Source organism: Brevibacillus porteri, assembly GCF_003013475.1.
In the GTDB taxonomy this organism is placed as follows: domain Bacteria; phylum Bacillota; class Bacilli; order Brevibacillales; family Brevibacillaceae; genus Brevibacillus; species Brevibacillus porteri.
Genome location: NZ_PXZO01000003.1, coordinates 12,546 through 34,327, shown reverse-complemented (window position 1 = coordinate 34,327; position 21,782 = coordinate 12,546). Strand labels below are relative to the sequence as shown.

The 21,782-nt window shown below is 47.6% G+C and carries 24 protein-coding genes; 9 read left to right on the top strand and 15 right to left on the bottom strand.

Going from position 1 to position 21,782, the window contains the following annotated elements; translation table 11 throughout:
• Positions 1-185: 185 nt before the first annotated feature.
• The 9 genes from lonB to racE all read right to left on the bottom strand — a co-directional run bounded on the left by lonB (position 186) and on the right by racE (position 9,611).
• On the bottom strand, positions 186-1,883 hold the full coding sequence (gene lonB / locus C7R92_RS04035; protein WP_069850608.1) for an ATP-dependent protease LonB: 1,698 nt from the start codon (positions 1,881-1,883) through the stop codon (positions 186-188).
• A 196-nt stretch (positions 1,884-2,079) separates the two neighbouring features.
• Positions 2,080-3,345 (bottom strand): ATP-dependent protease ATP-binding subunit ClpX, encoded by a 1,266-nt coding sequence (gene clpX / locus C7R92_RS04030; protein WP_007722243.1) that lies wholly within the window; start codon positions 3,343-3,345, stop codon positions 2,080-2,082.
• A 20-nt stretch (positions 3,346-3,365) separates the two neighbouring features.
• A complete protein-coding gene (gene clpP, locus C7R92_RS04025; RefSeq protein ID WP_007722241.1) occupies positions 3,366-3,947 on the bottom strand; it encodes an ATP-dependent Clp endopeptidase proteolytic subunit ClpP in 582 nt (193 codons plus the stop codon).
• Between the two features lie 132 nt (positions 3,948-4,079).
• A complete protein-coding gene (tig, locus tag C7R92_RS04020) occupies positions 4,080-5,372 on the bottom strand; it encodes a trigger factor (RefSeq protein WP_069850611.1) in 1,293 nt (430 codons plus the stop codon).
• A 125-nt stretch (positions 5,373-5,497) separates the two neighbouring features.
• On the bottom strand, positions 5,498-6,037 hold the full coding sequence (locus tag C7R92_RS04015) for a metallophosphoesterase family protein (protein ID WP_106833335.1): 540 nt from the start codon (positions 6,035-6,037) through the stop codon (positions 5,498-5,500).
• 30 nt (positions 6,038-6,067) lie between these two features.
• Positions 6,068-6,661 (bottom strand): XTP/dITP diphosphatase, encoded by a 594-nt coding sequence (locus C7R92_RS04010; RefSeq protein ID WP_069850616.1) that lies wholly within the window; start codon positions 6,659-6,661, stop codon positions 6,068-6,070.
• On the bottom strand, positions 6,654-7,415 hold the full coding sequence (rph, locus tag C7R92_RS04005) for a ribonuclease PH (RefSeq protein ID WP_017247492.1): 762 nt from the start codon (positions 7,413-7,415) through the stop codon (positions 6,654-6,656). The genes C7R92_RS04010 and rph overlap by 8 nt, the downstream gene beginning before the upstream one ends.
• Positions 7,416-7,649: 234 nt before the next feature.
• Entirely contained in the window at positions 7,650-8,702 is a 1,053-nt protein-coding gene (locus tag C7R92_RS04000) for a GerMN domain-containing protein (RefSeq protein ID WP_069850618.1), read from the bottom strand.
• Between the two features lie 96 nt (positions 8,703-8,798).
• Entirely contained in the window at positions 8,799-9,611 is an 813-nt protein-coding gene (gene racE, locus C7R92_RS03995) for a glutamate racemase (RefSeq protein ID WP_106833334.1), read from the bottom strand.
• 170 nt (positions 9,612-9,781) lie between these two features.
• On the opposite strand from racE, the gene C7R92_RS03990 reads away from it, so the two are divergent.
• Positions 9,782-10,813 carry a superoxide dismutase gene (locus C7R92_RS03990; RefSeq protein WP_106833333.1) on the top strand — a complete coding sequence of 344 codons (1,032 nt, stop codon included), beginning with the start codon at positions 9,782-9,784 and terminating at the stop codon, positions 10,811-10,813.
• A gap of 78 nt (positions 10,814-10,891) precedes the next feature.
• On the opposite strand, the gene C7R92_RS03985 is transcribed toward C7R92_RS03990, so the two are convergent.
• Positions 10,892-11,998 (bottom strand): peptidylprolyl isomerase, encoded by a 1,107-nt coding sequence (locus C7R92_RS03985; RefSeq protein WP_017247488.1) that lies wholly within the window; start codon positions 11,996-11,998, stop codon positions 10,892-10,894.
• Between the two features lie 398 nt (positions 11,999-12,396).
• Between C7R92_RS03985 and C7R92_RS03980 the strand changes: the two genes are divergently transcribed.
• The 5 genes from C7R92_RS03980 to C7R92_RS03960 all read left to right on the top strand — a co-directional run bounded on the left by C7R92_RS03980 (position 12,397) and on the right by C7R92_RS03960 (position 15,929).
• A complete protein-coding gene (locus C7R92_RS03980; RefSeq protein WP_106833332.1) occupies positions 12,397-12,915 on the top strand; it encodes a YncE family protein in 519 nt (172 codons plus the stop codon).
• Positions 12,916-13,073: 158 nt separating this feature from the next.
• Complete coding sequence (locus C7R92_RS03975) at positions 13,074-13,829, top strand: Gmad2 immunoglobulin-like domain-containing protein (protein WP_106833331.1); 756 nt, start codon at positions 13,074-13,076, stop codon at positions 13,827-13,829.
• Between the two features lie 98 nt (positions 13,830-13,927).
• Complete coding sequence (locus C7R92_RS03970) at positions 13,928-14,446, top strand: sigma-70 family RNA polymerase sigma factor (RefSeq protein ID WP_106833330.1); 519 nt, start codon at positions 13,928-13,930, stop codon at positions 14,444-14,446.
• Complete coding sequence (locus C7R92_RS03965) at positions 14,439-15,335, top strand: DUF4179 domain-containing protein (RefSeq protein WP_106833329.1); 897 nt, start codon at positions 14,439-14,441, stop codon at positions 15,333-15,335. Before C7R92_RS03970 ends, C7R92_RS03965 begins: the two co-directional genes overlap by 8 nt.
• Before the next feature lie 147 nt (positions 15,336-15,482).
• Positions 15,483-15,929: an acetyltransferase gene (locus C7R92_RS03960; protein ID WP_106833328.1), complete on the top strand. Its 447-nt coding sequence runs from the start codon at positions 15,483-15,485 to the stop codon at positions 15,927-15,929.
• Between the two features lie 272 nt (positions 15,930-16,201).
• On the opposite strand, the gene C7R92_RS32220 is transcribed toward C7R92_RS03960, so the two are convergent.
• From C7R92_RS32220 to C7R92_RS03940, 5 genes are all read right to left on the bottom strand, one after another.
• Positions 16,202-16,363 carry a hypothetical protein gene (locus C7R92_RS32220; RefSeq protein ID WP_167403182.1) on the bottom strand — a complete coding sequence of 54 codons (162 nt, stop codon included), beginning with the start codon at positions 16,361-16,363 and terminating at the stop codon, positions 16,202-16,204.
• 2 nt (positions 16,364-16,365) lie between these two features.
• Complete coding sequence (locus C7R92_RS03955; protein WP_106833327.1) at positions 16,366-16,926, bottom strand: MauE/DoxX family redox-associated membrane protein; 561 nt, start codon at positions 16,924-16,926, stop codon at positions 16,366-16,368.
• Positions 16,927-16,941: 15 nt separating this feature from the next.
• Complete coding sequence (locus tag C7R92_RS03950) at positions 16,942-18,726, bottom strand: ABC transporter ATP-binding protein (protein WP_106833326.1); 1,785 nt, start codon at positions 18,724-18,726, stop codon at positions 16,942-16,944.
• Positions 18,723-19,256: a TlpA family protein disulfide reductase gene (locus tag C7R92_RS03945; RefSeq protein ID WP_106833325.1), complete on the bottom strand. Its 534-nt coding sequence runs from the start codon at positions 19,254-19,256 to the stop codon at positions 18,723-18,725. The genes C7R92_RS03950 and C7R92_RS03945 overlap by 4 nt, the downstream gene beginning before the upstream one ends.
• A 210-nt stretch (positions 19,257-19,466) precedes the next feature.
• Entirely contained in the window at positions 19,467-20,384 is a 918-nt protein-coding gene (locus C7R92_RS03940) for a PhzF family phenazine biosynthesis protein (protein ID WP_106833324.1), read from the bottom strand.
• 127 nt (positions 20,385-20,511) lie between these two features.
• Between C7R92_RS03940 and C7R92_RS32675 the strand changes: the two genes are divergently transcribed.
• The 3 genes from C7R92_RS32675 to C7R92_RS03930 are packed head-to-tail and all read left to right on the top strand — an operon-like array spanning position 20,512 to position 21,776.
• Positions 20,512-20,907, top strand: a complete 396-nt coding sequence (locus C7R92_RS32675) for a LysR family transcriptional regulator (RefSeq protein WP_244195643.1) — start codon at positions 20,512-20,514, stop codon at positions 20,905-20,907.
• Positions 20,868-21,380 (top strand): LysR family transcriptional regulator substrate-binding protein, encoded by a 513-nt coding sequence (locus tag C7R92_RS32670; protein ID WP_244195642.1) that lies wholly within the window; start codon positions 20,868-20,870, stop codon positions 21,378-21,380. The genes C7R92_RS32675 and C7R92_RS32670 overlap by 40 nt, the downstream gene beginning before the upstream one ends.
• An 18-nt stretch (positions 21,381-21,398) precedes the next feature.
• Complete coding sequence (locus C7R92_RS03930; protein ID WP_069850649.1) at positions 21,399-21,776, top strand: DUF3899 domain-containing protein; 378 nt, start codon at positions 21,399-21,401, stop codon at positions 21,774-21,776.
• The last annotated feature ends 6 nt before the right edge of the window (positions 21,777-21,782 follow it).

The window sequence follows — 21,782 nt, the reverse complement described above, 5'->3', positions numbered from 1 at the left end:
GGCCCTCAAAGCCGTTTTTCAAACGCCCGCCCGGCCCCAAAAAACGAGACAAAAAAGATCTCGCAATCATTTTTCGTGGAGCTCGTTTCAGGCCGGGCAAGGCCTCAGGCTCTTTGCAAGCAGAAGCTTTTTTCCATTGTAGCGCAAACACAATCCGATGTCTAATCTGCGAGCATACCCGACTGTTACAGGGATAGCGGAGAGGAAGCGAGATCCTCTGCCGGAATTTGCAAAGTAAATCCCGTCGCCTCTTCTTCTTGCATAGTAGCTTGCGGTACAGCTAGCTCAATTACCTCTGTGACAGTTGATACTGGTATGATCTCGATCCCTTTCATGTCTGCAAAAATGCTTTGCCAGTTTTCCTGTGGAATGAGGACTCTGGTCGCTCCCGCTTGTTTGGCGGCCTCTACCTTCGCAACTACACCTCCAACTGGCTTTACCTTCCCATGAATACTGATTTCGCCAGTCATGGCCAGTAAATTATCGACAGGCTGATTAAAAATCGCCGAGTAGATCGCAGTAGCAATGGTAATGCCCGCAGAAGGCCCATCAACAGGGATGCCTCCCGGAAAATTGATATGCAGATCGTAATCATACGGGCGGACGCCCATTCTGTTCAGGACAGTCAAAACGTTTTCGATCGATCCTTTTGCCATCGACTTCCGGCGGATCGTCCGGCTACGGCTGCCCATCTCCTCTTCCTCAGCCATTCCTGTCATCGCCATTCGACCTTGACCAGGAACAGCGGTGGGAGAAGCAGTCACTTCCAGCTCCATCACACTGCCCATGTTCGGACCGTACACAGCAAGACCGTTGACCAATCCGACCTGCGGTGTATCATGCACCTGCTTTTCTGGGCGAGGCGATTTTTGACTGCTGTGCATCACCCATTCCACATCGGCAGCCTGGATGTCATTGCGGTCTTCCGTCAAGGCAATTCCCGCAGCGATTTGCAGTGTATTGATCGCTTCACGCCCATTGGTCGCGTAGCGCTCGATCACGGAAACAGCACCATCTTCCATATTCATATTCATTTTAGGCACGGCCGTACGCACGATACTCCCAATTTCTCCAGCCTTCAATGGGCGGAAAAAGATTTCCAGGCAACGGGAACGAAGCGCAGCAGGCAGTTCTTCTGGTAGCCTTGTCGTCGCTCCAACAAGGCGGAAGTCGGCCGGCAAACCATATTTGAAAACGTCATGAATATGCGAAGGAATTTGGTTATTTTCCTCGCTGTAGTAAGCACTCTCTAGCATGACTTTACGGTCTTCAAGAACCTTTAGTAACTTATTCATCTGCACAGGATGAAGTTCCCCTATTTCATCAAGAAAAAGCATGCCACCGTGCGCTTTCGTCACAGCGCCTGGCTTTGGCTGCGGAATTCCCGCCTGCCCAAGCGAGCCTGCCCCTTGATAAATAGGATCATGTACAGAGCCAATTAACGGGTCAGCAATCCCGCGCTCATCAAAACGAGCAATCGTCGCATCGATTTCAATAAACTTGGCATCAGAAGAAAACGGCGATAGCTGATTTTTCTTCGCTTCTTCCAGCACGACCCTAGCCGCTGCGGTCTTGCCTACACCAGGCGGTCCATAAATAATGACATGCTGTGGGTTGGGACCACACAAAGCAGCACGCAACGCACGAAGCCCATCTTCTTGTCCTACAATTTCTTCCAAAGTCGCTGGTCTTGTTCTCTCTGACAGAGGCTCAGTCAATGCAACCATTCTCATTTTACGAATGGAATCAAGATCCTTGCGCGATTCCTTTTCGGTTGAGGTTTTCGTGTTTCTCTGCGCTCGCAGCAAGTTCCAAAAGTAGGTGCCGATCACGATCCCAACAACCACTTCAATGACAGCAATGACCAATGTCGTATAGTCCATATGCAGTCCCTCCCATGCGTCTTCGCTTGCGGTCAACTTTTGTCCCCCAAAGAGAGGGGACACGTTCATGACCGTTTTGTGCATATGTAAAGCTTCTCTTGAACGATATCAAGTAGTATTGCCCCGCAAGCGTAGACGTAAACCAACAACAAAAAAACCACCTCGCTTATAACGAGATGGTTTGTGTAGACAATACTTATGCTGTTTCTTCGTGCAATTCCTGGCCTTCTTTGGTCAACAATTGCGGCTTCACTTTGTCGCGTACCGTTTCTTCGGTAATCACGCACTTGTTGACGTCTTCTCTGGAAGGAAGCTCATACATCATATCGAGCATGATTTGTTCGATAATCGCACGCAGGCCGCGCGCACCAGTGTTGCGCTTAATCGCTTCTTTCGCGATTTGCATGAGCGCACCGTTATCGAACTCCAGCTCAACACCGTCGAGACTCAGCAGTTTTTGGTACTGTTTCACCAAAGAGTTTTTCGGCTCTGTCAGGATACGCACGAGCGTCTCCTCATCCAGCGGCTCCAAGGTAGCCAGCACTGGCAAACGACCGACGAACTCCGGAATCAGACCAAATTTCAGCAGGTCTTCCGGCAAAATGTATTTCAGGTATTCTCCGGCTTTCAGATCGCCTTTTACGCCATCGCCGAAGTCTGCACCGAAACCGATGACTTTTTTACCCAAACGACGCTTGATAATCTGCTCGACGCCATCAAATGCACCGCCGCAGATGAACAAAATGTTCGACGTGTCGATTTGGATGAACTCTTGGTGAGGATGCTTGCGTCCGCCTTGTGGTGGCACACTCGCAACGGTCCCCTCCAAAATTTTCAAAAGCGCTTGCTGAACGCCTTCACCAGATACATCACGCGTGATGGATGGGTTTTCCGATTTGCGGGCTACCTTATCAATCTCGTCGATGTAAATGATTCCTTTTTCAGCCTTCTCAACATCATAGTCAGCAGCCTGGATGAGCTTGAGCAAGATGTTTTCAACATCTTCACCCACATAGCCTGCCTCTGTCAGAGAAGTTGCGTCCGCAATCGCGAAAGGTACATTCAGAATGCGCGCCAATGTTTGCGCGAGCAACGTTTTTCCGCTACCAGTCGGACCGATCAGCATGATGTTGGATTTTTGCAGTTCCACATCCTCGATCTTCGCCCCGGAATTAATCCGTTTGTAGTGGTTGTACACCGCTACAGACAAGGACTTCTTCGCCATATCTTGACCGATGACATAGTCGTCCAAGATTTTGCGAATTTCCACTGGCTTTGGAATTTCTTTCATATCGATTTCTTCTTCAGTGCCCAGTTCTTCCTGTACAATTTCATTGCACAGTTCGATACATTCGTCACAAATGTAAACACCAGGACCAGCTACCAGCTTGCGCACCTGTTCCTGGGACTTGCCGCAGAAGGAACACTTCAGTTGGCCTTTGTCGTCGTTAAACTTAAACATGCGCTTCACCTCACAACGGGTCAGTTTTTGCGTTCGATAATAGAGTCAATCAATCCGTAGGCCTTTGCTTCTTCTGCGCTCATGAAATTATCGCGATCTGTATCTTGCTCTACGCGTTCATAAGGCTGACCTGTCCGCTCAGACAAAATCTCATTTAGCTGGCGCTTCGTTTTCATAATCCATTCCGCATGAATGCGGATGTCTTCTGCTTGCCCACGCACACCACCAAGCGGTTGGTGAATCATTACTTCGGCATTTGGCAGAGCGAAGCGCTTGCCTTTTGCACCAGCAGCCAACAGGAAAGCACCCATGCTGGCAGCCATGCCCACACAAATCGTGGACACATCCGGTTTGATGTACTGCATGGTGTCATAGATGGCCATTCCTGCTGTAACAGAACCACCTGGAGAGTTTATGTATAGCGATATGTCTTTGTCCGGATCTTCTGCCTGCAAGAAAAGCAACTGAGCAACAACAAGATTGGCGATTTCATCATCAATCTCGGTGCCCAAGAGAATAATCCGGTCTTTCAGGAGGCGCGAGTAAATATCATAGGAGCGCTCGCCCCTGCTTGTTTGCTCGATGACCATAGGGATTAACATTATGTATTTTCCTCCTTTGCCGAAAAAAGTCAATGGTGGAAAAACAAGGCACGATACACTCGTGCCTTGTGGTCTTGACAGCCAGCGCTCAGGGTTAGCCTGCCCACTGACCAATCATGCGTTCTTCTAAGCTTATGCTGTTACTTTGCTTTCTGCAACCAGCAAATCTACTGTTTTGCGAGTTTGCACATCGCGGTACAGAGCAGCCATGCCATCTTGTGCGGAGAAGATTTTGCGCAACTCGTCTGCTGGGCGGCCGTATACGCCAGCCAGTTTCTCGAGTTCTGCAGTTACATCTTCTTCTGTTGCTTCGATGTTTTCTGCTTTGCCGATTGCTTCCAAAGTCAAGGAAGTGCGAACGCGGGATGTTGCGTCTGCACGCAATTGATCACGCAGTTGGCTCTCATCCATGCCAGAGAACTGGTAGTACAGTTCCAGCGTCATGCCTTGGTATTGCAGACGTTGACCAAATTCATTTACCATTTGATCCAATTCATGCTCAACCATTACTGCTGGCAAATCGATCTCAGCGTTTTCAGCTGCTTTCAGAACGAGTTGCTCACGAACATATTGATCTTTTTCTTGCGCTGTTTTTTCTTCGAGTTTTTTCTTGGTGTCTGCTTTCAGCTCTTCCAGCGTGTCGAACTCGCTCACGTCTTTGGCAAACTCATCATCCAAAGCAGGCAGGTTTTTGCGCTTCAGGCTGTTCAGCTTCACTTGGAATACCGCTTCTTTACCAGCGAGGTTAGGAGAGTGGTACTCTTCAGGGAAAGTTACGGTAATTTCTTTTTCTTCGCCGATGTTCAAGCCAGCCAGTTGCTCTTCGAACCCTGCGATGAAAGTACCGGAACCCAGTTCCAGAGAGTAATCTTCCGCTTTACCGCCTTCAAAAGCTACTCCGTCTTGGAAGCCTTCGAAATCGATTACAGCGATATCGCCTGTTTGTGCTGCGCCTTCTTCTACTGCTACGAGCTCAGCATGACGCTCTTGCATACGCTTCAGTTCAGCGTCAACGCTCTCTTCAGTTACAGAGAAGTCTTTATCTTCGATGGACAGACCTTTGTAGTCGCCCAGCTTCACTTCAGGCTTCACAGTTACAGTCGCTTTGAAGATCAGGTTTTTCCCTTGTTCCATTTGCGTAACGTCTACTTCTGGACGATCTACTGGTTCGATACCAGCTTCACGAACAGCTTGTCCGTATGCAGTTGGAAGCAGAATGTCAAGAGCGTCTTGGTACAGAGATTCTACACCAAAACGGGATTCGAACATTTTGCGTGGTACTTTTCCTTTACGGAATCCTGGAACTTGAACTTTTTGAACCACTTTTTTAAACGCTTGATCCAATGCTGCGTCTACTTGCGTAGCATCTACTTCAATCGTCAGGACTCCCTGGTTATTCTCTACCTTTTCCCAATTTGCTGCCACGTAAACTTCCCCTCCTAAATCGAATCAACAGAACATCGCCAGCCGCGCCATGGTATCTTCGCAGGCTCGGATGATAATATTCTAGCCATTATAACCATTCTAGTATAGCACAAATCTTTTAGTTTTCAAGAAGACCTCATTGGTCGACGAACAGAATAGTTCCCTCCCAATTGTGGAACCGGGTTGCCTAAATGATCATAAAACGCCACGGATATGTAAACATCTGTCGGACTCGTTCCTGTCTCTTCTAAAAGAGCATATGTCGGTACGTGAAAACCTCGCGGCATTTGCAAGCTGCCCGGATTCAGAAACAAGATGTCTCTCTCGACGCCACAGACAGGTACATGAGAGTGACCGAATACAACTACATTTGCTCCTACCTCTTCTGCACGATAATGAAGGCGCAGAAGAGAGCCTTTCACTCCGAAAAGATGCCCGTGCGTTTGCAGGATGTGAAGGTCGCGCCATTCGGTCTCTTGCTCAGTCGGCACCTCTTGTGTCGAATCGCAATTGCCTCGGACAAGCGTCATGTTGGAAAACGGATCGCGCTTATGGTCGACACAAAAATCGCCACAATGCAAAATTTTTTCGACATGATGTCGGTTGACGACCTGGCTGACTTCCCGAACCAAGCCGTGGCTATCGCTCATGATGAGAATTCCCATCACGCCTCACTCTCCTGTTTTCTCTCTTGTCTACTTGATGTTTTCAAGCAGTTGCTGCATGGCACGAGCGCGGTGGCTGATCTGGTTCTTTTCTTCTGGCATGAGTTCAGCCATCATTTTGTCCATCGATGGAATGTAGAATACCGGATCGTATCCGAAGCCGTTTGTCCCTTTTGGCTCACGCGCGATCACACCCTCACAAGCACCAGTGGCAATGATTGGCTCCTCGCCAGGAATCACCAACGCCAACGTACAACGAAAGCGAGCTGTGCGTTCCTCTGTCGACACCTCTTCCAGCTCTTTCAACAATTTACGCCAATTCTGCTCGTCTGTTGCCTCTTCCCCGGCAAAGCGTGCGGAGTAAACCCCTGGGCGTCCTTCCAGCGCATCTACTTCCAGACCAGAATCGTCACCGAGGGCTGGCATTTTCAAGTATGTAGAGATTTCGATTGCTTTTTTCAGCGCGTTTCCTTCGAAGGTGTCCTTGTCTTCTACTACCTCGGGCACACCGTCAAATTCAGCGAGGCTAATTCCTTCCCAGCCAGCATCTGCGAACAGCCTGTTGAATTCTTTCACTTTTCCTTGGTTACGTGTTGCAAGAACGACTTTTTTTCGATTAGGCATGACTTTCCTCCGCTACTGATTGTGCAAAAGAGAGCGAAACATCAGCGAGCGCCTCTTTTTGACTGTTAATCAAGTTGTCAATGCCGACTTTTGCAAGGGCAATCATTTCTTGTAGCTGTTCAGGCGAAAACGGAGCATCCTCCCCTGTTCCTTGCAGCTCGACAAACTTTCCTTTTCCCGTCATGACGACATTCATGTCGACAATCGCTGTAGAATCTTCTTTGTAGTTGAGATCGAGCACTGCTTCCTCGCCGACTACCCCTACTGAGGTCGCTGCCAGGAAGTCATTGAGCGGCAGCTGCTTCCAGGTGCCACTATCCACCAGCTTTTGCATCGCGTCTACCATTGCCACGAAGGCTCCGGTAATCGAAGCTGTCCGCGTACCTCCGTCAGCCTGAATGACATCGCAATCCAGCCAAATAGTGCGTTCACCCATTGCTTCAAGGTTCACAACGGAGCGCAGAGCACGTCCAATCAGACGCTGAATCTCCATTGTTCGTCCACCGACTTTTCCTTTGGACGACTCACGCGCGTTGCGGGTCGCTGTTGCTCGGGGAAGCATGGAATACTCGGCTGTGATCCAGCCCTTCCCGCCACCACGCATAAAAGGCGGCACCCGGTCCTCCAAAGTCGCCGTACAAATCACCTTTGTGTCTCCGACTTCAATTAGGCACGATCCTTCTGCGTGTTTAATGTAATTGCGCGTAATGGTTACAGGACGCAATTGATCATGGGCACGGCCATCCACTCTCATTCCAAGTTCCTCCTAAATCACTTTGTTACACTCCGCTCATTATACCAGAGGCGGGAAACGATCTGCCACTGCACAAACGCCTCTTCCTTATTTACGTTAATTGCAAATATTCTTGAATAAAAATTTCAAGCAGACATCAGTTGCTCCTTGGCGGCTGGAGGACTGTAAGCGCTGGTGACAGCAAGCAAGTGGCGAACAAAAACCACGCTCGTTAATACGGGCGTGGCTCGTTCCTTACAGCTGTATGGGATTGAGTTGAACTGGACGGCTCACTGGCTTGGTGAACTCACCACTGGCTAGCGGTTTTCCTTCCACCAGCAGCTGCACTTGCTTGGCTCCTGTCGTTTCTGTCAATGACAAGACCAGCGATTGCAGAGCTTCTGGACTCGCTTCCTTACCATCGTCATACTTGAGGATGTCACTGCTCAAATTGACTGTCACCAACTCTTTTTCCTGCTTCACATCCAGAACACGTGTCGTACGCAGCAAGGAACTAAAGAGCTGAGACCCTTGTTTCGGTCCTTTGATCAACTCTTCAACGGTTGCCTTGGCGATGTCAGCCGTTTCAGGAACCAGACGAGTGACTGGGACATAATACGTACGTGTATCATCCAGCTGTCCTTGGAAATAAACCGTTATGCTGGAGGTATCTCCTGGTACCGCCCCATCGCCCAATTCGAGATTGACTCCTTGATTCCGGTCTAATAGCGTTATCGGTGTTTTGGCTGCTGGCATTTCCGTCAACGGTGTTCCGTTCACCCAAATTTGCACAGTCTTGACGTTGCTAAATTCCGTCAACGCCCGGGTGACTGCATCGACAATTTTCTTCTCGTCTTTTTCCTCGTACGTTTTAAAGTCTTTGGAAAAATCGACAGTCGCTACGCCATTTTTGATGACAAGTCCTTTTACTTCTGTCCCTTTCGGCAAGACAGCGGAGAAGCCACCCTGGAGCATACTCTCTACCGGACCACCTTTTACCATGTAGCTCAATACTTGTTTGGCAGGACCTTCTGATTTCGGAAGAGTCATCGAGACAGGAACGATGTATCCGTTAGCATCCTGCAAATACACCATTCTCTCTCCAGTCTCCTGAACGACCGGTTGTGCACCTTCTTTTGCAGCATCCGGGGTCGGCGTGCCGTTTGGCAAATCAACTGATACCTCTGACTGTGGTGGTGCATCAATACGAATCGTTTCCTTTTCCGGGCCAAAGAGACCGCAGCCCGACAAAAGCACTGCGCTAACCCCCAGCACGGCCGTCATTTTCCCGATGTGCCTTATCTTCATTACCCCAGCCTCCTCCAGACACTTTGTACTACCATGTATACGAGCTAGGCTTGGGTTTATGCGTTGAAAGTTTGTCTCGCTAGACAAGGTCTTCCATCAGGGATGGACGGTTTTTTCCAATGAGTTGTGCTGGACGTTCACTTTGCAATCCAGCCATTCTTCTGCAATGGTCCGGAATTTGTGGGCGTCCCCACTCGTCACAAACAGATGTTCCGGACGCTCTATTTGCTTGCTTTCGGCGTCCGTCGCAATTTGCAGGGACAATTCTCGCGCTGTCTCTTCTGCGGAGTTGATCAAGCGTACTCGATCTCCCATCACTTCCGAAATGACCGGTGCGAGCAACGGATAGTGTGTACAACCCAAAATTAACGTGTCCAAATCTTCGTGCAAGAACGGGGCGAGCGTTTCTTTTACGACTCTTCTTGCTTCCTCCGAGTTCGCCATGTGGCTCTCCACCAGTGGCACAAATGCGGGACAAGCCATGCCTGAGACGTACAGATCCGGTTGAATCCGTAAAAGCGCACGCTCATACGCCTTGGTACGAATGGTCGTTTCTGTCCCGATGACACCGACCCTTCCGTTTTTCGTCACTTGTACAGCCGCACGTGCCCCTGGCTCAATCACCCCAATAACGGGCAGTGGCAAATCCTCCATCGCTTCCTCCAGCACGACGGCAGTCGCAGTATTACAGGCGATCACCAATGCTTTTAACGGTGTACGCATCACATATTCGATCATTTGAAAGCTGTAGGCACGAATCTCTTCCGGCGATTTGGAGCCATACGGACAACGGGCATTATCGCCTACATAAACAATCCGTTCTTCGGGTAGCTGACGCATGACTTCCTTCGCAACAGTTAATCCTCCCACTCCTGAATCAATAACGGCAATCGCTCGTTCTCTACTCATGCTAATGTGTCTCCCCTGTTGAAATGAATATAGTACAGCATACCACTCAAACATTTGTGCTACTACCATATGCGGAGATGAAATTTCTTGTACTCCGCAAATGTCGCACCTTCTCTAGGCGCCTTTCATAATGTGGGGAGAGATGATGTGCCCACGAGGAGGAGAATCTTTTGGTAGAAGAAGCCAAAAATTTGTTGGACTGGAGCCAATGGGGCCGACAATGGATCGAGCATTTGCGAAGACATAAGACCCTCAACCGAGAACTCGAACGGCATCTGCACAAATTCGAAGAAACATTTACAGTGATCGGAAGGCAAGCCTCGAAGCTTGATTCGACAACAGAAAGCGACGAACTCCCTGTTCTCATCACTCGCGCAGAACAGGTACAGGAGCAATTCCATCACTTTTTACGACTGGCTCAGTTGAGTGAAGATGAGCATCTGGAAGGAGAGGTGAGGGAACCTGTTCAGGAATCAATGAATGCACAGCCAGCGGTGGCGGAAGAAGTACAAGTGCCTGTAGAGCCAGAACCCGTTTCCTATCCCGGTGCACGTGAGCCAGTCCGTGCGGCACGCCCCGTGGCTGTCGGCCGACATACCCTCCCGCCGCTCCCTTATGCCTACAACGCTTTGGAGCCATACATCGATGAAGCTACCATGCAAATCCATCACAACAAGCTACACCAAAAGTATGTAGACGATCTCAATACAGCAGAGCGGAAGCTGGCAGAGGCGCGAGAAAGTGGCAACTTCGATCTCGTACGCCATTGGGCACGCGAGCTAGCCTTTAATGGGGCCGGTCATTACTTGCATACGATCTTTTGGCCATCCATGAGTCCAAATGGGGGTGGCACTCCCTCCGGTGATCTCGCAGCGGCAATCAATCGGTATTTCGGTTCGTATGACGCCTTTAAGAGACAATTTAGTCAGGCGGCAGAAAAGGTAGAAGGTCCTGGGTGGGCAATCCTCGTTTGGTCCCCGCGAGCACATCATCTAGAGATTCTAACAGCCGAAAAGCACCAGAACCTGTCACAATGGGATGTGATTCCGCTACTGGCTCTGGACGTATGGGAGCATGCCTATTTCCTGGCGTATCAAAACCAGCGAGACAAGTATGTAGAAAACTGGTGGAATATCGTCAACTGGCCCTATGTGGAAGAGCGATTCGAGAAAGCACGAAAACTGCGCTGGGAGCCGTATTAACTTGTATCTCCCCTTCATTGACAAACCCCCTCGTCATCCCAAATGACAGGAATGAGAGGGGGTTTTTGCTGGCTAAACTTATTCGTTATACGGGACAAATTCGATCTTTTGCACCTTGACCGGATTTTGGATGGGCTTGGCGTTCTCATCTGTTTTCTGGGCAGCGATCTTGTCTACGACTTCCATCCCGGAAAATACATGACCAAAAACAGTGTGGCGATTGTCGAGGTAAGCTCGTCCGCCAATTTCTTTATACTTCGCTTCTGCATTCAACGGCAGCGCCGACAAATCGAGATACTCCTGATCTACCTTGGGGCTCTGTACAATATAGAAATGTGTGCTGTTCGTATTTGGTCCCGCGTTCCCCATACTGAGCGCTCCTCTGAAGTTGAACAGATCTCGGCTAAACTCGTCCTCAAAAGACTCTCCGTAAATACTCGGCAGCTCCTTCCCATCCGGCCCTTTCAAATCTCCTGCCTGAATCATGAAATCGTTGATCACACGGTGAAATATCATATTGTTGTATTGCCCTTTTTTCGCCAGAGTCTTAAAGTTTTCCACCGCTTTTGGAGCTTTGTTCGGGAACAGTCTCAGCTTAATCACACCGGCATCAGTCGTGATCACGCATATTTCTTCGCCTTTGCGCGGCTTCTCCAACTGAATCAGCTTCACATCTGACACATCGATGCCAGAGTCCTGCCAAATGACGCCCCACGCCTTCCAGTTCACCGGGTCTGTCCCGAGTCTGGCCAAGCCAAGATAATCCGTTTTTTCAATGGCCTTGTTATCTGCGGTATACCCGACGTATTTAAATTTCACAATCGCGCGGTAGTTGTTGTAGGCATCCTCTTTCGTGACAGTGTACAGCTTGTCCACTTTTGCTTCGATCACCTGAATGTTTTTGTATTTCGCCAATCCTTCCACATAGGTTTTCATCGCAAAATTCGTCATGGAGTCACCTACTACCAGCTTTGCTACCTCAGCAGGTTTGGATCGTTGCTTCACCAAGGACGCGATGAAATCATTTACTTCCTGCTTATCTCCCCCATGTGGGCGGAACTGGTTGACCTGAACTTCGTTACGATAGTCATGAATAGGGTTTGCAGCAGCATGTTGGACAAAAGTCGGACTCAGTAACGGGATCGCAATACTTGCAACGACTGCCAGAGAAACGAGTTTTTTCATTCTTTCCGCCCCCACTAAATTAGAAGATTTTTACACAAGAATAGTATAGCCTAATCTGATTTCAATTGACGATAACATTTTTAATATTCAGTTATTAACATTGTGCGTATGCAGCTTGTCATCTATCCCTTTCAGATCCATAGATTCCTTCATAGATTGGAATTATCATGCAAAAAAAGAGGAGCTATGCTATGGCGAATGAACGGAACGATCCAGAAAAAGGTCAGGGAAATAAACTGTCCTTGTAGTCGCTTCAGTTTCTTCCGTAAATCTTGAAAGCAGTTTGTGCTACCTGATTCAGATGGCACGGTGAATTTTTCAACCTTCATTTCCACTTTCTCTGCGTCGATCTTGATTTCATCTGCATATAGCTTGTCTTTGTCTGCGATAAAGGCAGTGTGATTCTTACTGGGGATTTTCCGAATTCTCCAGCATTCAATACTGTCCTTGCTACCATTCTCGTAGGAGCGTCCCCTATTGATCTGGAAATTACACCAGACGGAACAAGTGTTTATGTAACGAATGCGCTTGATGATACTGTTTCCGTCATCGATACAGCAACCAATACAGTCATAACCATACAAGTTGGCGTTGGACCTGCTGGTGTGGGAATTGGACGAACACCTGTTGGGACTAGAGTCTTTGTACTAAATTCTGGTGATAATATGATCTCCGTCATAGATGCAGACCCGGACTCTCCTACATTCAATACTGTCATTACTACCATTACGAAGGGAGTCGGGAATTCACCTAGTGATGCAGATCTTACTCCTGATGGAAGAAAAGTATATGTACCTAATAACCTGAGTAATAACGTATCCGTCATCAATACCATAACCAACACCATCATCACTTCCATTCCAGTAGGTAACCTACCAAATGCGGTAGCCGTCGGACAGGTGTGTAGCATAATATGATTCACCTCCCCACTCGCAACCTTTTTTCTGTTTTTTTCCATAAAATCTGTTGCGTCTTTTTGCATCCCTCCCCCGTCTAACCCATGTAAACTTCATGAAGCTACAACTAAAAACAATCAACCATGACGGCCATATGCCATATAAGGGAGAGACATACCATGAATAAAAAAACCATCACTGTATTTGCTGCTTCTATTTTGACTTGCTCTGTTTTTGCTGTAGCTCTCGGCACTACTTGGGCTAACCAAGCTGCTATCCCAGTAACCACCCAGCAAGAAACAAAAGCAAACGAAGCTGCCAAGCAAACTATGTTCCGGAATATCAAACTAGCGGAGCCTGCTCTACTGTACACCTTACAAGGGGAAGCAAGTGTTTTTGAAGGAACATATCAATACGCAGTCAAGCAAGGGAAGCACATCTTGGCAAAAGGATTCGGCACAGCTTCAAAAGGTGGCCCGGAATGGGGAACTTTTGCGCAAACGATTAAGATTCCAACAAGCGAACTGATCGGAAACGAGCCATTGATGCTCGAGATGTTTGAAATCAACCAAGAGAACGGCGCGATCATCAACAAGCTTTCCATTCCATTAGATAGCTCCGATAAAGTAAAAAACAATAACGTATTTCGTAACCTAAAGCTTGCGGCAACATCTGTCGTGTACAAAGCATCCGGCGAAGCTAGTGTTTTCGAAGGCACCTATCAATATGCCGTGAAGCAAGGCGAACAAGTAATTGCCAAAGGCTTTGGAACAGCATCGAAAGGCGGCCCGGAATGGGGTGAATTCTCTCAGGAGATTGTCATTCCGCTGAGCAATCTATCTAAAAATAAGCCAAGCACCCTCGAACTGTTTGAAATCGATCAAGAAAGCGGCGAAACGAAAAATAAAATGGTACTTCCATTACAGCAAGGATAAAAAGGATCTACGCTCCCGCAGTGTGTCTCGCGCTGCGGGATTATTTTTGAGAAGTAAGGAAGAACCTAACGTATTCAGTAAGGAGGATGTGCAGCATCGTGAATCAAACTGAACTGGCACAAAGAGCCATTTCCGGTGATGAAGACAGCTTTACTCTTCTGATCCAAGAGAATAGAGAAAAAATATATCGCATGGCTTTTACTTATGTGCGAAACAAGGAAGACTCGCTGGAAATTGTGCAGGAGACTGTCTACCGCGCCTTTATCTCCGTACACAAATTGAAGCAGCCGCAATATTTTCAAACCTGGCTGACCAAAATTGCCGTCAACTGCGCCTTGGATCACATACGCAAAGCAAAAAAAGTCGTTTATATGGATAAAGAACATGAAGGTAGCTACGAGCAGAAACCGCGGGAAGATGTCATCGACTTGCATGATGCCTTGGGCCAACTCGATGAAAAATCCAGAACGGTCATTATGCTGAGATATTTCGAAGACATGCCCATCAAGGACATTGCCGATGTGCTAGACATACCCCTCAGTTCCGTAAAGTCGATCATTTACCGCGGACTGGAGAAATTGAAAGTGAACATTGGGGAGCGTGAATCTCTTGGATAAAAAGCTGGACGATTATAAACAAGCCTATCACGATATTGAAATTCCCGAGGAGTTGGCGGCAGTCACCGAGCAAGCCATCGAACGTGGCAAGCTGCATCGAAAACGTGCGAAAGCAAGAACGAGTTGGGTAAAGCACGCTGGCGTAAGCGCAGCCGCTGTTTTTGTTCTTTTCACGGTCAGCGTGAACACGATGCCCGCATTTGCAAGTGCTTTGGAAAACGTACCTGGTCTGGGCAAGCTGGTGAAAATATTACAATTCAATAAAGGCAGTGCAGGCGGCGGTACTCCTCAGGATGCCGTAGATGTTAGCTTCATTACGGTACAGAAGCAAGGAGACCAGGAAAGCATCATCTTGAACTTTACCCAGGATAATGAGGTACAGCAGAACGCCAGCTCCTTCCACGTAAGTTTTACAGAATATCCGAATTCGGCTGTCAAAGATTTCGAGACATTGAAGCAAAGCCCGTATATCGAAGACGCCTACGAGATCATTTCATTGGACGATTCTCTGGTGCGGTTTCATGTGACTTTTAAAGAAGCGATTGCTTATGAAGTGAAAGAGTATAAGGAACCCGCACAGGTTGTGATTACGATTTCGCCAGTAGAAGTATCGCCAGAAAAGCAGCAGCCTGTGTACGCGGTGCGCACTGCTTCCGTGCCGTATGGAGAGACGCTCGGGGCTATGGAGGAATCTCTGCTGGTCGCGGACAATATGCGGGTTTTGAAGGACAAGCAAGGTGGATACTTTGTCGAGGCGGGGTACTATCGGACGGAAGCGGAGGCTCAGGAGAAAATGAAGCAGTTAAAGCATGAGTTTGGGGTTGTAGAGCCGTTGTTTGTGGAGAAGAGAGAGTATTTGGAGGTGCCTGGGGGGATTGTGGCGAGGTAGGGTTCCCCTTCCCTCTTATCAATCGTCAGATTATTCTGAGAGGATAGAAAAGCTGTGAACATGATAGAAAAGTTCCTAGCGACTCTATATAATAAGCTCTCAAGAGCGCTCTTTTCTGTTTTCTAGTTTGAATCGGGAGGTTTCATGATGAATACCAAAACTGTTGTTTATGAAGCCAGCTATCGTGATCAATTGGTAGATATTTGGTATCGTGCTGTTTGCCGTACTCATCATTTTTTGACGAAAGAAGATATTGAGTTTTATAAAAACATGGTAAAAAATGAAGCACTATCTGCCGTTGAGGTATGGATGGAAATAAACGAAAAGAAAGAGCCTGTAGGCTTTATTGGCCTCGATGGAACGAAAATCGAAATGCTGTTCGTTGATCCAGAATACCACGGAAAAGGGATTGGCAGCAGATTACTCGAACATGCGGAACGCAAGTATGGCCCTAATCTGAAAGTAGATGTCAACGAGCAAAACGAAGGGGCTCACGCTTTCTACAAACGGTATGGGTTTGTGCAAACAGGACGATCTGAACTGGATGGTTCGGGAAGGCCGTTTCCTTTACTTCATTTGGATTTACAACGTTAATTTTCGTTTGTTCAAAAAACAAGACTGTCTCCTGTCGTAGAATTCTCTACTTGCGAGACAGTCTTGCTCTACTTATTTGCCTGAAAAACTACCAAGGGCATTCACACAAAGGGCCATTTCTTACGCACCCTTTTTGGCATCCTGCAAACGCACTTGCTCCGAGCTTTTGAAGTAATTTCTTGAACATGCTTATCACCTCTTTTTTACATAATCTGTATCCACAGGAATATAATACAATACTTATATGAAAATTGAAAGCGTTTTCTGAAATTTCAAGAAGTAATATTTTTGTCGCTTCTTCTACTATTCTCTTCTGCTGCTTCCATTTTGTTAATGAATGTCCCGAGTACCTTTAATACTTGAAACAGGACAACCAAAATCGCAATGACCGTCACCCATAATACCGCAAACCCAATCACCCAGCCTGTAGACATGTTCATCCCTGCCTTTTTCGCAAAATATGTTGGAACGTACTGATTTCTCCGCTAATAGCCATGAGCAGTGAGATGCACACACTCGAAAAGAAGATAGCGATTACCCAGTTAGCAATTCCGAAATTGCCAGATAATAAATAATGGTCAACACTCGCCCAGCCCCCGCTCCATTGACCTACATAGACGGCCATACTGATGAATACAAGGTTACGTAAAACGAGCTTCCACGATAAAAAATGGTTTCCCGCCATTCCGCCGCATCCGCATGAAATCTTCTTTCTGCCTCTTGCTAGATTGATACTGATCGCAAGTGTGTACGCCCCTAGCAACAAAATCGCCAGGAACAGTCCCAGCGTTGTAAAAAGACCGAGCAGCAAGGAAATCGCTACGATGGCTTGCAACCCCAGATCAAGATACGTAAAGCTTTTTGACCACTGGTAGGGTATGATCTGATAGGCTTGCACAATGGACAAATGCGTGCTAATATCGCTTATTTTTGAGACAAACGTGCTGAGAAATAAAAATGCGAGAATCAACCGAAACAGTAAACCAAGCTCCTCCATAACACCCCTCCTTCGTTACGCAAACCATTTCGCCTGCATGCGGTACATACGCGAATATTCTCCGTTTGCATCCATTAGCTCATCATGATGCCCTACTTCGATCAGCTGACCTTGCTTCATGACAAAAATCCGATCCGCCATTCGTGCTGCAGCCATCCGATGGGAAATAAAAATCGCCGTCTTGTTCTGTGTGAGAGAATCAAACTGCTGAAATACTTCCAGCTCTGCCTGCGGATCAAGTGCAGCCGTAGGCTCGTCCAGAATAAAAATTTCTCCTCTTCTGTACAAAGCCCGAGACAAGGCTATCTTCTGCCACTGTCCGCCTGACAGGTCTTCGCCGTCCTGTAGCGTCCGACCCAAAATCGTATCGTATCCACTGGGAAGCTTGCGAATAAAGGTATCTGCACCGGTTTCAACCGCTACTTGCCTCATCTGCGCGGGATTGATTTCCTGCGTCACTCTCCCAATGGTGATGTTCTCTCCAGCAGTGAAATTGTACCGAATGAAGTCTTGGAAAATGACCGTAATATTTCGTTGCAGGTCGGAAATATCGAGCTCATGAATCGACTGTTTGTCGAACAGAATATTACCCGAATGGATCGGATAAAGCCCCATTAAGCATTTGACGAGCGTCGTTTTTCCTGAGCCATTATCGCCAACAATCGCAATACGCTCCCCCGGCTTGATCGTAAAGGAAACTTCATTGATCACATTGCGCTCCATTTTGGGATAGCAAAACGAAACCCGATCAAACGTAATACCAGATTGCAGCTTCGTGGGAAACTCAGCTTTTCCAGTGAGCTGCGGAATCGTTTTATCCTCATATTCCAGAAAGTCAAACAGATCAGCGATGTACAAGCATCTGTTGACGATATGTGCGAGGTTAAAGGTCATGAGCGAAAGTAGCTGCTGCGTATTCTGTACCGCTTGTGCAATGGCTACAAAATCCCCTACCTTCAGGGCGCTCGCTCGAAGTAGCGATACGACCAATCCCAAGCAGCCAATATACATCGAGGAGGTAAAAATCCCTGAGAGAATCAGTGCTTTTTCCCTGCGGTGTAGCAGACGAAGTACCTCTTTCATATTTTTCAAATACAGGTGAGACCATCTGCCTAGCAAAAAGTCCTTTAGCTGAAACAGTCGGACCTCTTTTGAGCTGTCGCGCTCATTCAGAATCGAGCTGATGTAAGAGGCTTCGCGAATCTCTGGCGTCTGTAGCCTTGCGAGAAAGTATTCCGACATACCAAATTTGATTTGGACAATTAACAGCGGGATCACGGCCAGCAAGCTCATCACAGCTAATCCCCAGTGAATGCTAAGCAAAAATACCGCGTAGGAAATCAGAGTAATCAGATTTTTACCGAGATCCAATACCCTTTCCACAGGGTCCAGAAATCGTTCCCCCATCGCCTCTGCCCGGATGCGGTGATGATGATTGTAAAATTCCGGATCATCGAAATAAGAGAGCGGAACAGATGCTGCCTTCTTTGCTACCATATGCTCCAAATGATATTCCAGTCGTTGCTCCGTATGGGCATCGAGAATGCGCAAGACCGTTTCCAACGCATTGGTCACCAGCGTCACGGAAAACAATCCCGCAAGCAGCCATAGCAATGGCTGGTAATTATCCGTCTGATCTAACACAATGGCTGTAACCTCGTTCACCATTTCTTTCATGATCCAGATCGTAGCCAACGGGGAAAATGCCAGGATGATTCTGAGGGCAATGGAACAAATGAGCCATAGCTTGCCATGTGCCCAAATCAATCGAACCGTTTTTGTAAAATAGGAACGCGTCATACTGCCTCACCTGCTAGCGCCAGTAGCTTATTTTTGGTTTCCACGGCGGTTATTGGTTTGGCACGAATGACGTCCTGTTCGTCGATCACAAAAACGCTTGGGAAATGATTGATCTGGTAGGTTTCAAGCATCGGTTCGTTGCCAATCAGTACAGGGATGCCGGATATGTTGTTTTCTCGCAGCCATTGGGCAGTCGATATGTGCTCGGATTCTGTTGAGATGATAACGGATGCATCTGTGAGTACCCCTCCCTCTGACAATAGTTCGCGCACATGATTGGCACAGTGCCCGCAGCCTGTATGTGTGAAGTTTACGATCAGTGGGCGGGGCAAATGGTTTAGTTGTTGCTCTTGGCCGTTTAGCGTGCGGAAAGGTAGTGATTGTAGTTTGGTGCCGATTGCTGGTCCTGTTTCCGGGATGAAAGGGTGGAAGTGATGGACCTGACTCTGGGTTTGTTTTAATAGGGTGAGAAGTTTTGCCAATATAAAGGCAAAGATAAGTAGAAAGATCATGTTTAAGGCTATGAGCAAATCTATCGATCCCCTTCCATGCGACTCGAGATTATACGAGAGGCGTAACATATTTTTACAGAGAAAATACCATAATATTCTAGTTTTGTCATTGTTTTATGTTTCAAATATGTTTGTTGGTAGAAAAGATTTTGGTGAGAAAAAGAAACCCCAAACAAGTATTTTACTACTCGCTTGAGGTTTAACTCTTTTTTGCATACATCATAATCTCTATTTCTGTCTCGATTGTGTTAACCCACATATCTGCCCCGCAATCGTCAAATGCGCCTCACCTGCTACTCGAATAACAGGCTGCTCTCCAGATCGATCAACCGTTATATACAGCTTTCCTGGTCGACCAATCGCATGTCCTTGCCCTACGACAAGCTGTGTCACTTTTCCAGCAGGCAGTCTTTCTTCCAATGCCAGATAGCCAGCCAACGCCCCGTTTGCAGCACCTGTTACGGGATCTTCCGCAATTCCGATCGCAGGCGCAAAATCCCTCGTATACAAGTCATAGCCTTCTTGAGCATCCCACGTAAACAAATGGGTGGTTGTGATGCTGTGTTCCCTGTTCATTTCTGCGAGCGTTGAGAGCAGTGGCTGCGCTGCATCAATCGCCTGTCGGGTGCGGACTGGAACGAGTAGATGCATATTGCCAGTGGAAGCGAGCTTCATCGGATAGCGATCGTCCAGATCAGCAGGTGTTATACCTACCAGCCTCGCTACCTCTTCTCTGTCGAAATCAATCTCCTTCACAGAAGGCTTGATTTGGGTCATTTCCACTCGCTGTAACTGACCATCTTCCATCACCAATTGAACAGGTATCAACCCGACGTTGGTCTCAAACACAATACGGCTACCCTTTTCCAACCATCCGCGCTCTGTTGCCAATAGCCAAGCAGAACCCACTGTCGCATGGCCGCAGAAATTGATCTCAACCGAAGGAGAAAAGTAGCGAATACGAAAATCTGCTTCTGGATGGTCAGACGGCATCAAAAATGCAGACTCAGGAAGATTCAACTCATTGGCAATTTTCTGCATTTGTTGTAAAGTCAAAGTACCTGCTTCCGGGATGACGCCTGCGGGATTGCCTGCAAATGGCTCTCTCGTAAAGGCGTCCACATGGTATACGCTCACATGATTCATGGTTATTTCTCTCCTTTTGTTAAACGAATGCTTCTCTTGCTTTTCATCTTAAAGTGATGCAACCGCGCTGTAAAATGAAGCTTTCGCATACCAACCATGATAAAAACTTCATGAAAGGAGGAGCTCCATGACTTTGTTTCAAATGGAAGTCCTTGTGGCTGTCACGAACGCTGGTAATTTCACGCGAGCTGGAGAACAAATCGGATTGAGCCAGTCAGGAGTGAGTCATACCATCGGCGCACTGGAGAAAGAGCTTGGTATTTCCTTGTTCATCCGAAATCGTGGCGGTGTTAAGCTGACCGCAGCTGGCGAAAAAATCGTCGCCTCTGCTCGGACCATATTGGAAAACGTCTCGTTGATTAAACAGGTAGCTGCCGAATCAAGCGAGCATTTGGAGGCAACGCTCCGTATTGCTTCTTTTCCCAGCGTAACCGCTCAGCTCCTGCCAAAATTGCTGAAGTCATACAGAGTCGCTATCCGCATATGCAAACAAAGCTATATGAAGGAAGCTATCAAGAAATAAAAGAATGGGTTCGCTCTGGGGTTGTCGATGTCGGTTTTCATGTGTGGCCCGATGACGAGCTAGAGGGAATTCTACTGATGACAGACGCCCTGCATGCTGTCGTGCCAGCCCATCATCCTCTGGCAAAAGAGCCCTCTCTTACCTTGGAGCAATTAGCCAGCGAATCGTTTCTCATGCCCATGGCTGGTTGTCACTTGTTGATAGGCGCGGAGTTTGCCAAGACTGGGCTTACGCCAAATGTTTCCTATGAAATCGCGGATAATACAACGATACTCGCAATGGTAGAAAGCGGTGTTGGGGTGACAGTCGTTCCGTCACTGACTCTACCAGCGCAACTACCCGATGTCGCTGTCATAGAAATCACACCGCCTCTCTCTCGCCAAATCGGCTTGGCTGTACGCTCGCTTCGTGAAGCCCCACCTGCCGTTCGAGCTTTTTTGCGGGAAGCAGAGCGCATTGCACCCACACTATAAAAAGGACGTGCTTCTTCGTTGAAAAAATGGCTCATTCTACTACTCGCTCTCTCGGTGATCAGCAGTGTGATTTTAGGAATTACCATTCAAGCAGGTACGTTGGTTCCATTGATTAACCAGAGCTTTTTAATCGGTCTTTTCCTGTTGATCGTTGGGAGTATTGCCGTCGTTACACGCTCTGGATTTTTCACTATATTTCTACGGGGATTCAAACAGCTGAAAGGGATGTTCTTTCGCAAGCCGCGCATGATGGACAGTGACATCGTTCAGGCAAACGACTTTGCTTTCGAGGAAAAGAAAGAGTCATTCGTGCGAGTCGGAACCTCGCTTTTTCTCACGTCGGGCACTGGACTGATTGTCTTCTCGATCATTCTTACCTGTTTCTACTATTTATAATCTCAC